Raw genomic sequence first — 11,802 nt, 5'->3', positions numbered from 1 at the left:
ATCCCACCGCCGGTCTCGCGTCCGCGCGCCGTCGACACCCGGTCAACGCCACGATGACCCCGGGACGGCGGCGTGACACGGCTGTCGCAGCCGCGTTGGACCGAGTAACATCGCGATCATCGATGTGTTGAATTCACCGGCGGCAGTACGTAAGGCGGGGGAATGTCAATCCGGGTTCTTGTCTGCGACGAATTGCCAATTGTCAGAGATGGCCTCCGTACGCTGCTGGGCAGCGAGCCCGATGTCTCCGTGGTGGACACCTCGGACAGCGGCAACCACGCGATAATGTTGGCTCGCACGCATCGGGTCGATGTCATCGTGACCGGCCTGAAATTGCGCGGCATTTCCGCCGTCAATCTCATTCACAAAATCAACGCCGAGAAATTGAGCCCGCGACCCCGTTTCGTGGTGTTCGCCACCGACGACAGCGACGACCTCGTCAGCAGCGTCTTCCAGGCGGGTGTCAACGGCATCCTCATGCCGGACGCGACCTGGGAGGAGGTCGCCGCCGCGGTCCGCGCCGCCGCCGCCGGTCAGACCACCCTCGCTCCCCGGATCGCCGACCGGCTGGTCGACTGGTTCCGGCGTCGGCAGCCGTACCCGGAGGAGGTCTTCCAACCGGCGGTGTCCACCCTGACCCCACGGGAACGGCAGGTGCTGCTGCTGATGGCCGACGGAAAATCGACCGAGGAGGTCGCCACCGAGTTGTCCATCGGCCTGACCACCGTGCGCACCCACGTCTACCGACTCCGGTGCAAACTCAACGTCAAGGACCGGGCCCAGTTGGTGTCCTTCGCCTACCGCGCCGGCCTCATGCAACCCGCGTGAATCCGGCGTGTGTCAGAAACTCTCATCGAGGTGGTCGGCGGGTGAGGACTGAAGCAGCCACGCCAACGGCATCGTGGCGTGTTCCTCGTACGACCCGTCACCACCCAGCCGGTGCAGGGTGACCGTTTGCGCCCCGTCGCGGTCCACCACCCAGTACTGCCCGACGCCCGCCGACGCGTACTCGCGGACCTTTGTCACCGAGTCCATCGCCTCCGAGCCCGGTGACACGATCTCCACCACGAGCGCGATTTCGGTCACCGCGGCCCAGACGCTGCGGCCCGGCGGCTTGCGCCACACGCTGAGATCGGGAATCCGGCCGCCGTCACCATTCGGCCCGGAGATGCGGACCCCGACGGCTTGCAGCACCTGCTCGGCGGGCCAACCAGCCATGATCAGCCAGGCGAAGAGCCGCTCGGCGATCGTGGCGTGTTCCGAATCGGGCAGCGGCATGACCGACAGGGTCGCCTACGTGGCGCTCCTTGGCCCGGCGTACCTGACGCGGACCGCGCCGACGGGCCCGGGTCCCGCGACCGTCGCGGCTACTGTCGGGCCATGTCGCTACGCGCCGACGAGGTCGAGGTGTTCGAGCGTTCCAGGGCCCGCCTGGAGGCGATCGCCTATCGGCTGCTGGGCTCGGCCAGCGACGCCGAGGACGCGGTCCAGGACACGTTCCTGCGCTGGCAGGCCGCCGACCGCGAGCACGTCGAGACAGCCGAGGCGTGGCTGACGAGGGTGCTCACCAACCTGTGCCTCAACCAGCTCACCTCGGCGCGCGCCAGGCGGGAGACCTACGTGGGCACGTGGTTGCCCGAGCCGGTCCTCGCCGGAGACCGGATGCTCGGCCCGGTCGACACCGTGGAGCAGCGCGAATCGGTGTCGATGGCGGTGCTCACCCTCATGGAGCGGCTGTCACCCAACGAGCGCGCGGTGTACGTGCTGCGCGAGGCGTTCGGCTACTCGCACGGCGAGATCGCCGAGATCCTCGGCGTCACGGAGTCGAACTGCCAGCAGATCTACCGGCGCGCCAAGCAGCACGTCACCGTCGAGCGGACGCACGCCCCCGTCGACGACGCCGCCGCGCGAAGGATCGTCACGGAGTTCCTCGCGGCGGCCAACAGCGGTCAGATCCAGCGGCTGGTGGAGTTGCTGACCGGGGACGTGACGAGCATCGGCGACGGCGGCGGCAAGATCCCGGCCCGCACGAGGCCGGTCGTCGGGGCGCTGGCGGTGGCGAAGTTCATGCGTGGGCTCTTCCAGCCCAGCGACGTCAAGCGGAACCTGGTGGGCGGCACCAGCCCCGCCCTCTACGCCGGGGTCGTCAATGGCGGCCCCGCGGTGGTGGTCGTGACCGGCGAGCAGGTCGTCGGCGTCATGTCCCTGGAGGTGACTCCCGAGGGGGTCGCGGCGATCCGCGTCCAGGTCAACCCCGACAAGCTCGAACGCGTCACCCGCCAGTGGTCCGCCGCCGAGCACGGGGAACCGCTCCTGCACGTCTGGTGACCCAGGTCATAGCCGACTCCTGTCAGCAATCGCGTCGCTGTCCGGTTCAGGAAGCGACCATCGCCGAGACAGGAGTGCCGCCATGAAGCACCGCATCGTCGTCCTCGGAGCCGGCTACGCCGGAGCGATCGCCGCCGGCCGCCTCGCCCGCCGGTTGCACCCCGACGACATCGAGATCACCGTCGTCAACGCCGAGGCCGACTTCGTCGAGCGGGTCCGCATGCACCAGCTCGCCACCGGCCAGGACCTCACGCACCGCCCGCTGAGCACGGTGTACGCGGGCACGGGCGTCCGGGTCCGCCTTGCCCGGGTCACCGCCGTCGACGTCGACCGCCGGACCGTCGCGCTGACCGACGAGCAGGGTGCCGACGAGATCGCGTACGACACCCTCGTCTACGCCCTCGGCAGCACTGCCGCCGAGCACGGCGTCCCCGGCGTCGCCGAGCACGCGTACGACATCGCCGGCCGGCCGGCGGCGCTGCGGCTGCGTGACCGCCTCGCCCACCTCACGGCCGGTCAGCGGGTGCTCGTGGTCGGCGGGGGTCTCACCGGCCTCGAGGCGGTCACCGAGATCGCCGAGGCTCGGCCCGATCTCGACGTCGCGATCGCCGCCCGCGGCGCCCTCGGTGACTGGCTCAACGACAGGGCGCGCCAGCACCTGCGGGGCGTGGCGGACCGGCTCGGCATCACCGTCCACGAGCACACCGACGTCGTCCGGGTCGAACCGTCGGGCGTGGTCACCGCCGACGGCGGGACGATCCCGGCCACGGTGACCGTCTGGACGACCGGCTTCGCCGTCCATCCCATCGCCGCCGCCACCACCCTGACCGTCGCGGCCACCGGCCAGATCGTCGTCGACGGCACCATGCGGTCCGTCTCGCACCCCGACGTGTACGCCATCGGCGACGCCGGACTCGCCGCCGGGCCGGGTGGCAAGCCACTGCGGATGTCGTGCGCCTCGGGTACTCCGATGGCCTGGCAGGCCGCCGACGCCATCGCCGCGCGCCTGACCGGTCGGACGAAGATGCCGAACGCACCGCTGCGCTACTTCAACCAGTGCATCAGCCTCGGCCGCCGCGACGGCATCATCCAGTACGTGACCGCCGACGACCGGGCCAAGCCGTCCCAGCTCACCGGACGCCTGGCGGCCCGCTACAAGGAGGTGGTCTGCAAGGGCGCCGCCTGGGGCATCTCCCACCCGGTCCTGTACCCGGTACGCCGCCGCCGCGTCAGCGCCACCCGGACCGAGGCCGCCGCGACGGTGTGACTCTCAGGAGAACGTTCGGCGTGCCCACGTCCGGAAGTCGGTCGTGGGCAGGCCGAGCGCCCGGGTGATGTCCGGACGGGCGGGGCTGCCGTTCTCGTTGATCCGCTCGACCGAATCGATCATGGCGGGGTGCAGTCCGCGTTCGATGGCTTCCTGCGGGGTGAGGACGGGCGCGGAGATCGTCCGACCGGTGACCTCGGTGAGGATCGCGGCGATCTCGGTCATGGTGAGCAGGTCGCCGGCCAGTTCGACGTCCAGTCCGTCGAGTCGGCCCGGCTGCGTGAACGCGATAGCCGCAGCCTCCCCGATGTCGTCGACGGCGACCCATGGAAGCCGGGTGTCGGCAGCGAAGCCGGTGATGATCGTGCCGCTGGACCAGTCGCCGAAGAGGTAGGACCAGCCGAGCAGGTTCTCCATGAACGTCGACGGCTTGAGTACGGTCCAGTGCGCGAAGCCGCCGGCGCGGACCATCTCGTCGATAGCCGCCTTGCTCTCCCAGTAGTGCCGGTCCCAGCGGCCCTCGGCCCAGCCGGGCTGGTTGCGGTGGAAGTCACCCGCACCGGACACGCTGCTGTGCACGACGTGCGCCACCCCGGCCCGGCGCGCGGCTTCGATGACGTTGCGGCCACGCGTCAGCTCGGCATCGCCCTGCAGATTCGCCAGGTCGGGAAACGGGATCGAGAAGAGGCCGTCCATCCCCTCTGCCGCGGCGAGCAGCGACGCCGGATCGTCCAGATCACCCTTGATGAGTTCGGCGCCCCTGGCCGCCAGAGCCTGGGCGCTGTCGGTGGCGACGTCGCGGACCAGGGCGCGTACCGCGACGCCACGGTCGAGCAGTGCCCCGGCGGTAGCCCCGCCCTGCTTGCCGGTCGCGCCGATGACGAGAACAGCCATGATGCCTCCCCCAATAAGTGGGGCGTCCCCCCACTTCACGTCGGCTACGATATGGGGGACCACCCCACTTTGGCAAGGGCGGGCCATGAGAGCGGACGCACAACGCAACTACGACCTCATCGTGCGGGCAGCCGCGGAGGCCATCGCCCGCGACGGTGCGTACGCGTCGCTGGAGGAGATCGCCCGATCCGCCGGAGTGGGCTCGGCGACCCTGCACCGGCACTTCCCCTCCCGGTGGTCCCTGCTCCAGGCCGTCTTCCGGACGTGCGTCCGCAACCTCGCCGGCCGCGCCGAGGAACTGCTGGCCGAGCCGGACGCTCTCGCCGCCCTCACCACCTGGCTGCGCGAGGTCACCGTGTACGCCACGACGACCCGCGGCCTGGCGGTGACACTGCTGAACGCGCCACCCGAGGAGAACGAGACCTGCGGCGCGACGCTCAGCGCGGCCGGCGAGAAGCTGTTGCGCCGAGCCGTCGAGCAGGAGTCCGTCCGCGCCGACGTCGCGATGGCGGACGTGCTGACCCTCGCCAACGCGATCTCACTCGCCGCCCAGCCGGCAGACGCCACGAAGGCGGAACGACTCCTGACCCTCGCCCTGGCCGGAATCCGGTCCCACGGACGGTGAGCCGCCCGCCTTGACTCGATCGTCATGCTGGAGGCCGAAGCCCGTACCAGCGTTGGAGGACCCGTGCGCAAGCCAGCCAGGACCGCCGCCGTCCTCGTCGGGCTCGGCGTCGGCGCCGCGATCGGCCCATCCCTCGGGCCGGCCGCCATCTGGTCCGGGGTCGCGGTCGCCGCGGTCGGCGTGGCGCTCTCGCTGGTCGGCACCGCAGAGTCCCGCCTCGTCGAGGACGGCTTGACCGACCGCGGGGAGGGCACCCAGGCCGCCGCCGCACGACGGCGCAATCGGGAGACGCCGACCCTCAGCGGCCTGGGTACCCGGGTGGAGCAGATCCTCGACCTCGCCGAGAAGCAGGCCGAGGACCACCGCACCGTCGCGCGACTCGAGGCGGAGAGCATCGTTACCGCCGCGCGACGGGAGGCGGAGACCATCCTGAATCGTGCCCACGAACAGGCGGCCGGGATGACGGGCCCCCGCTGGGAGCCACCTTCCTACGGCGCCGGCTCAGCGTAGGGGCGTCGCGGTCCGCGATCAGCAGCTCCGGCTCTTCGGGCGCGACGAAGCGCCGATCACGGTCGAGCTTCTTCCAGCAGCGACTTTCGGGGTGACGTCGGGATCGTCACCACCTCGACGTCGATGCTCTCGCCGCGCAGCCGCCGGACAGTCCGATAGAGAGCAACCTGCGAGAAGGTGAACAGGGTGTCAGCGGTGAGCCGCTTGCCGTGCCCGGGGGCGATGGCGTAGACGACCTTGCGCGGCGTGAACGACACATCGATGCGATGTGCAGGCTGCTGGTCACGCACCATGGCGACCAGCCGCTCCCGGGCGTCGCGCTCGTGCAGCAGCGCATCGACCGCCACCTCGCCCTGCATGAACAGGTGGCTGAGCGGTGCGGACCGGTCGGCTCGCTTGACGTGGATCAACTCGTTGTCCGGGCCGAGGAGGTCACACGCCTCGATGCCGTGACCACGGTTGTGCTGCCGGGTGCGGAGGAAGTGCTTGTCGAGCAGGACGTACCCGCCTCCGGACCCGGCGACGGACCGGTTGTAGGCGTCCTCGTCGAGGCCGCCGCCCCACGGTGGGAGGACGATCGAGGTCGGCTGGGACAGGATCCCGTCGATCTCGGCGCGCAGGAGATCGAGGTGCTTCTCACCGATCTCGTACCAGCCACCCTCGTGATAGATCATGCGAGCCGCGCCGAGCGAGATCTCGGCGGTGATCCACTTGTGCGCCCCGACCGGCGGCGAGAGTGGCTCCCGCCCAGCGGGGTCGGCGCAGAGGCCGATGGTGCCGAGCTTCAGCGCCTCCAGGCGGCGGCCCGACGCCCGGCCGCGGACGTCGCGCAGGATCGCATCGAGGTCGAGTTCCGGATGGCACTGCCGACGGTACGGGACCTTGACCACATACGACGACGCGGACGCCTCGTCTTCGACCTGGGCGATCGGCAGCGCGATCCCGAGGCCGACAGCCTCGTCGAGACCGAGCATCTCGTCCAGGCGCTCGTCCAACGTGGTGGTACGCGCGCCGGGCCGCATCGGCCGGACCTGGGTGATGAAGTCCAGCTCTGGTGAGGGCGCCTCACCCGCGCAGACCCGGCTGATCTCGCGCAGGTCACCGAGCAGAGCGCTCGGCTCGGTGCTGACGGCGATCCTCAGGGAGTCGGCCCCGGCGATGGAGACCGGCCGGTTGCTCCCCCGGGTCAGCCGCTCGTTGGTGAGCGTGCCACAGAGCTGGCCGACGATCTCCCCCCACCCTTCGATGTGGTACCTGCGGATGGGCTGGCCACCGGGCACGAGGTTGCGGTCGACCCGCCCGGTCGACGCCAACACCCGTCGGGTGACGCGGCGGACCCGCTCCGGCTCGATGGCCCGGATCGCGAACGCGATGCCGAACGCCGGGTCGATGCGGTCGGAGTTGAACATGAACCGACCGAGTGTGCCGTAGGTCAGGGCGTACACCTCGTCGGCGACGGCAACGAGCAGCAGGCAGCCTGCGCTGCTGTAGCTGACGTCCACACTGTCGCCGGTCAGAGCAGTGACGACCGGGCACCAGTCCGCCGGCCCCTGGGGCACCTGGCCGTGCACCAGCAGGGCGGGAGCCCCGGCAACCTCGGTGGCCCGTGCCGAAAACCCCTTCTGGCGCAGGTATTCGTGGTTCAGGCAGCTGCGCAGACCGCGGTCGTCGGGAGACACGTCGGCGAGGCGGTACAGCGTGGTGCGGTACGTGGACGGCGACCGGGACGCTCTGCTCCGGTAGCGACGGCGCTGCGCGTTGGCTGTCCGCGAGTCGGATCGGCCGTCGGCGAGCGTCGCCCGGGCTCGGTTCGCTGCGGTCGGGTTCATGGACACGAAGAGCCTCCAAGAAGGGTGCGACAGCCCGGACTCGTTTTCCGGGCAGGACGGGACCAGCGGCAGCCGAACGGACCAGCGGCCTGATGAACATCACTCTAACATGCTTTCAGTGAAAGCGGTGTCAAACAGTGTTAACGCCTAGTGTAGGGTGTGGTCAGCGCCCCAACCTGATCGACAGGACACCCATGCCGCAGCCGACCCTGGTGACCGCCGCCGAGATCTCCCGGCTGGCCGGTGTCAGTCGGGCCACGGTCAGCAACTGGCGTCGACGACACCCCTCATTCCCCACGCCGGTGGGCGGAACGGAGACGAGTCCGGCCTACGACCTGCACGCCGTCCGAGCCTGGCTCGACGCGCACGGGCGGTTGCCCGCCAGCTCCCCCGCAGACGATCTACGCACCGCGCTGCGCATGGCGGCACCCGATCCGGCGAGTCGGGTCCGCCTCCTTCCGCTGGTGGTCGCCGTTCACCGTCTCGCCGAGCCGGCGACGTCGAGGGTTGCCGAGTTCACCGACGACCGGCTCACCGCGTGGGCCGGGAAGGCGGGACGATCGAACGCAGTCGACGTCCCCGACATCGACGACCTCACCTATCGCCAGGAGGATGCGGAACTTCTGCGCGCGGTGATCCGGTGCGTCGTCGACGAGGGCGCCGGGCAGGCGCTGGAGGTGCTGGCCGAGGGAGACACGGCGGACAGCAAGGCCGGTGGCGCGTACCGGACGCCGTCAGCCGTCACGGATCTGATGGCCGACCTTCTCGTCACGCCCGGCCAGGAGTATCCGAGTCGGGTTTTCGATCCGGCCTGCGGCGTGGGTGGTCTTCTCCTGGCCGCGGCCCGACGTGGGGCCGGCGAGGTGTACGGCCAGGACAGCGTGGGCGCGTTCGCGGCCCAGGCTGCCGCCCGTCTCGCGGTGGAGGCGGGCGACGCACAGGCGCAGGTCAGGGTCGGCGACAGCATCCGGGACGACGCGTTTCCGACGCTGACCGCCGACGCCGTGCTCTGCGCACCGCCCTATGGGCACCGCGAGTGGGGACACGAGGATCTGGCGTACGACTCGCGGTGGGTGTTCGGGCTGCCGCCCAAGGGCGAGTCGGAGCTGGCGTGGCTACAGCACTGCCTCGCGCACGTGCACCCCGGCGGCCGCGCCATCCTGCTCATGCCGCCCGGCGCGGCGTTCCGTCCGTCCGGGCGACGAATCAGGGCCGAGTTGATCCGCAGCGGCGTACTCCGAGCCGTCCTCGCCCTGCCGGTGGGGGTCGCCCAGCCGCTGCACGTCGGGCTGCAACTGTGGCTGCTCGAACGGCCGCAGCCACAGTCGCCGCTGCCAGCGACGGTTCTCCTGGTCGACACCACCGCCGCCAGCACCGCCGAACCGTCGGACCGGCGAACACCGGTGGACTGGGCGCAGATCCGCCGTGCCGCGCTCGACTCCTGGAACGACTTCGCCCCGCATCCGGACAGGTTCGATCCGCTGCCGGGCGTGGCGGAGGCCGTTCCGGTCGTCGACCTGCTCGACGAGACGGTGGATCTGAGCCCCGCCCGGCATGTCCGCGTCGCTCCGGTCGCTGCGAAACCGGACGAGCTGGCCCACCTGGCGTACGAGCTGACGAGCCGGCTGCGGCACGCGGCCACCGACCTGGCGGCCCGCAGCGGTGGTCGCGCCTGGCCCCCGGCGGGCGCTGATCCGCGAACCTGGCGCAACGCCAGCGTGGCGGACCTCCTGCGCGGTGAAGCTCTCACGCTGCTGCGGGCACCGGTGACCATCCGCAGCTCCCGCCCGTTGGCCGAGAAGGGTCTCTCGCGGATGCTGACCGTCCGGGACGTGCTCACCCGCCGGCCGGCTTCGGGCACGGCGGAGGACGAACCCTCCATCGAGGACGTCGTGATCGAGGCGGGCGACGTGATTCTCCCCGAGATGCTGCACGAGGGCGCCGGTGCCGCTCGGGTGGCGGACGCCGACGACAACGGCCACCGTCTCGGCCGACACCTCTACCTGCTCCGCCCCGACCCGGCGCGCCTCGACCCGTGGTTCCTCGCCGGTTTCCTGGCGGCGGAGGACAATCTCAACGCCGCGTCCTCGGGCACCAGCGTGGTCCGGATCGATCCACGACGCCTGCGGATTCCGCTGCTGCCCCTCGCCGAGCAGCGGCGGTACGGCCAGGCGTTCCAGCATCTGCACGCGCTACACCTCGCGGCGGATGCCGCCAACCGCCTGGCCGACGAGGCCACCCGCACCCTGGCCGCTGGCCTCACCAGCGGCGCGCTTCTGCCCCCGGAAGGACCCCGGTGAACAACAGCAAACACACCGAGCTGGCGAACCACGCCTGGTCGGTCGCCGACCTTCTGCGCGGCGACTACAAGCAGTCCGACTACGGCAAGGTGATCCTGCCGTTCACCGTCCTGCGTCGCCTGGAGTGCGTGCTCGAACCCACCCGCGACAAGGTCCGAGTTGAGCACGACCGGCTCCGGGACCAACCCGTCGACGTTCCCCGGTTCCTGCGGCGAGCGGCGGGGCACCGCTTCTACAACGTCAGCGGCTACACCCTGAAGTCGATCACCAACGACTCTGCCCAGATGGCGAAGCACCTGCTCGCGTACATCGGTGCGTTCTCACCCAACGCACAGGAGGTGATGGAGCGGTACGAGTTCGCCCAGCAGGTACGCCGTCTCGACAACGCGAACCTGCTCTACCGGGTGACCGGCCGCTTCGCCGACCTCGACCTGCACCCCTACCAGCGCGACAAAAAGACCGGCGAGGTGGTCGTCGACAAGGAGACCGGCAAGCCGGTCCCGAACGTCACGAACCACCAGATGGGGTACGTCTTCGAGGAGTTGATCCGGCGCTTCGCTGAGAGTTCCAACGAGACCGCCGGTGAGCACTTCACCCCGCGCGAGGTCATCGAGTTGATGGTGAATCTGCTCGTCGCCCCCGACGACGACGTGCTGACCGTCCCGGGTACCTCCCGTACGGTCCTGGACCCGGCCTGCGGCACGGGCGGCATGCTCTCGGCGGCTGCGGAGCACATCACCGCGCTCAACCGGTCCGCGACGGTGACCGTCTTCGGGCAGGAACTCAACCCGGAGTCCTGGGCGATCTGCCGCTCCGACATGATGATCAAAGATCAGGATCCGGACAACATCAAGTTCGGCAACTCGTTCAGCGACGACGGCCACCAGGGCGAGCACTTCGACTACCTGCTGGCGAACCCGCCGTTCGGGGTCGAGTGGAAAAAGGTCAAGGACGACGTCGAGAACGAGTACGAGACGCTCGGCGAGAGTGGCCGCTTCGGCGCCGGCCTGCCGCGGATCAACGACGGGTCGCTGCTCTTCCTCCAGCACATGATTTCAAAGATGAAACCGGTGACCGTCGATGGCAGAGGCGGCAGCCGCATCGCCATCGTGTTCAACGGCTCGCCGCTGTTCACCGGCGCGGCCGAGTCCGGCGAGTCACGGATCCGCCAGTGGATCCTGGAGAACGACTGGCTCGAAGGAATCGTCGCCCTGCCCGACCAGCTCTTCTACAACACCGGCATCTCCACGTACTTCTGGATCCTCACCAACCGCAAGGCCAGGGGTCACCGGGGCAAGGTCGTGCTGCTCGACGCCCGCGACCAGTTCGCCAAGATGCGTAAGTCGCTCGGTGACAAGCGCAAGTACGTCACCCCGGAGCAGATCAAGGCCATAACCCGGCTGTACGGGGAAGCTCTCGACGCCGCGCACGACCCCGAGCACCCGCAGCACCGCAAGGTGAAGGTCTTCGCCAACGAGGACTTCGGCTATCGCCGCATCACCGTCGAGCGTCCCCTGAAGCTGCGCTTCGAGATCACCGACGAGACGCTCACCGCGCTCGCCGCCTCGAAGGCGATCCAGAAGCTGTCCGACGTGGAGGGCCTGACCACCGCGTTGAAGCCGCTGGTCGGGCAGGTGTGGACGACGAAGCGCGCGGCATGGGACGCGCTGCGCAAAGCGATGGCCGAGGGAGGCGTGGGCTGGCCGACCGGCACCGCCTTCCAGAAAGCCATGCGTGACATCGTCGGCGTTCGCGACCCCGAGGGCGAGGTGCAGCAGCTCAAGGGCAACCCCGAGCCGGATGCGGAGCTGCGCGACTACGAGAACGTGCCGCTGCACGAGGACATCGAGGAGTACCTGCGGTGCGAGGTGCTCCCGCACGTCCCGGACGCCTGGATCGACCACGACAAGACCAAGATCGGGTACGAGATTCCGTTCACCCGACACTTCTACGTCTACAAGCCACCGCGCCCGCTCGCCGAGATCGACGCCGAACTGAAGGCACTGGAAGCCGAAATTCAGGCCCTGCTGAGCGAGGTGACGCAGTAAA

General features: G+C 69.8%; 10 protein-coding genes. 7 read left to right on the top strand and 3 right to left on the bottom strand.

Annotated features, from left to right (window positions below):
• Nucleotides 1-162: 162 nt before the first annotated feature.
• Nucleotides 163-828 carry a response regulator transcription factor gene (locus ABZV06_RS07720; RefSeq protein WP_355246260.1) on the top strand — a complete coding sequence of 222 codons (666 nt, stop codon included), beginning with the start codon at nucleotides 163-165 and terminating at the stop codon, nucleotides 826-828.
• Between the two features lie 12 nt (nucleotides 829-840).
• Here the strand turns inward: ABZV06_RS07720 and ABZV06_RS07715 are convergent, their stop codons facing one another.
• Nucleotides 841-1,278, bottom strand: coding sequence for a Uma2 family endonuclease (locus tag ABZV06_RS07715; protein ID WP_355619565.1), 438 nt, complete (start codon nucleotides 1,276-1,278; stop codon nucleotides 841-843).
• A 102-nt stretch (nucleotides 1,279-1,380) separates the two neighbouring features.
• Here ABZV06_RS07715 and ABZV06_RS07710 point away from each other — a divergent pair, with 102 nt between their 5' ends.
• Together ABZV06_RS07710 and ABZV06_RS07705 are read left to right on the top strand one after the other, a co-directional pair.
• Nucleotides 1,381-2,328, top strand: a complete 948-nt coding sequence (locus ABZV06_RS07710; protein WP_355619562.1) for an RNA polymerase sigma-70 factor — start codon at nucleotides 1,381-1,383, stop codon at nucleotides 2,326-2,328.
• An 82-nt stretch (nucleotides 2,329-2,410) separates the two neighbouring features.
• Nucleotides 2,411-3,595, top strand: a complete 1,185-nt coding sequence (locus ABZV06_RS07705; RefSeq protein ID WP_355619559.1) for an FAD-dependent oxidoreductase — start codon at nucleotides 2,411-2,413, stop codon at nucleotides 3,593-3,595.
• Between the two features lie 3 nt (nucleotides 3,596-3,598).
• On the opposite strand, the gene ABZV06_RS07700 is transcribed toward ABZV06_RS07705, so the two are convergent.
• Entirely contained in the window at nucleotides 3,599-4,489 is an 891-nt protein-coding gene (locus tag ABZV06_RS07700) for an NmrA/HSCARG family protein (RefSeq protein WP_355619556.1), read from the bottom strand.
• An 85-nt stretch (nucleotides 4,490-4,574) separates the two neighbouring features.
• Between ABZV06_RS07700 and ABZV06_RS07695 the strand changes: the two genes are divergently transcribed.
• Both ABZV06_RS07695 and ABZV06_RS07690 read left to right on the top strand, forming a co-directional pair.
• A complete protein-coding gene (locus ABZV06_RS07695) occupies nucleotides 4,575-5,114 on the top strand; it encodes a helix-turn-helix domain-containing protein (RefSeq protein ID WP_355246246.1) in 540 nt (179 codons plus the stop codon).
• A gap of 63 nt (nucleotides 5,115-5,177) precedes the next feature.
• Nucleotides 5,178-5,624, top strand: coding sequence for a hypothetical protein (locus tag ABZV06_RS07690; RefSeq protein WP_355619553.1), 447 nt, complete (start codon nucleotides 5,178-5,180; stop codon nucleotides 5,622-5,624).
• Between the two features lie 56 nt (nucleotides 5,625-5,680).
• Here ABZV06_RS07690 and ABZV06_RS07685 read toward each other — a convergent pair whose 3' ends face one another.
• Entirely contained in the window at nucleotides 5,681-7,453 is a 1,773-nt protein-coding gene (locus ABZV06_RS07685) for a DUF6119 family protein (RefSeq protein ID WP_355619710.1), read from the bottom strand.
• A 194-nt stretch (nucleotides 7,454-7,647) separates the two neighbouring features.
• Here ABZV06_RS07685 and ABZV06_RS07680 point away from each other — a divergent pair, with 194 nt between their 5' ends.
• Both ABZV06_RS07680 and ABZV06_RS07675 read left to right on the top strand, forming a co-directional pair.
• A complete protein-coding gene (locus ABZV06_RS07680; protein WP_355619550.1) occupies nucleotides 7,648-9,753 on the top strand; it encodes an N-6 DNA methylase in 2,106 nt (701 codons plus the stop codon).
• Nucleotides 9,750-11,801 (top strand): class I SAM-dependent DNA methyltransferase, encoded by a 2,052-nt coding sequence (locus ABZV06_RS07675; protein ID WP_355619547.1) that lies wholly within the window; start codon nucleotides 9,750-9,752, stop codon nucleotides 11,799-11,801. Before ABZV06_RS07680 ends, ABZV06_RS07675 begins: the two co-directional genes overlap by 4 nt.
• The last annotated feature ends 1 nt before the right edge of the window (nucleotide 11,802 follow it).

The organism is Micromonospora sp. NPDC005172 (genome assembly GCF_040608555.1).
Classification (GTDB): domain Bacteria; phylum Actinomycetota; class Actinomycetes; order Mycobacteriales; family Micromonosporaceae; genus Micromonospora.
This window is presented reverse-complemented; position numbering and strand designations above follow the sequence as displayed.

Excerpts from the sequence above, each read along its gene's own strand:
- ABZV06_RS07700 (WP_355619556.1), bottom strand. The coding sequence starts at position 4,489 with ATGGCTGTTCTCGTCATCGGCGCGACCGGCAAGCAGGGCGGGGCTACC.
- ABZV06_RS07680 (WP_355619550.1), top strand. The coding sequence starts at position 7,648 with ATGCCGCAGCCGACCCTGGTGACCGCCGCCGAGATCTCCCGGCTGGCC.
- ABZV06_RS07685 (WP_355619710.1), bottom strand. The coding sequence starts at position 7,453 with ATGAACCCGACCGCAGCGAACCGAGCCCGGGCGACGCTCGCCGACGGC.
- ABZV06_RS07695 (WP_355246246.1), top strand. The coding sequence starts at position 4,575 with ATGAGAGCGGACGCACAACGCAACTACGACCTCATCGTGCGGGCAGCC.
- ABZV06_RS07710 (WP_355619562.1), top strand. The coding sequence starts at position 1,381 with ATGTCGCTACGCGCCGACGAGGTCGAGGTGTTCGAGCGTTCCAGGGCC.
- ABZV06_RS07720 (WP_355246260.1), top strand. The coding sequence starts at position 163 with ATGTCAATCCGGGTTCTTGTCTGCGACGAATTGCCAATTGTCAGAGAT.
- ABZV06_RS07705 (WP_355619559.1), top strand. The coding sequence starts at position 2,411 with ATGAAGCACCGCATCGTCGTCCTCGGAGCCGGCTACGCCGGAGCGATC.
- ABZV06_RS07715 (WP_355619565.1), bottom strand. The coding sequence starts at position 1,278 with ATGCCGCTGCCCGATTCGGAACACGCCACGATCGCCGAGCGGCTCTTC.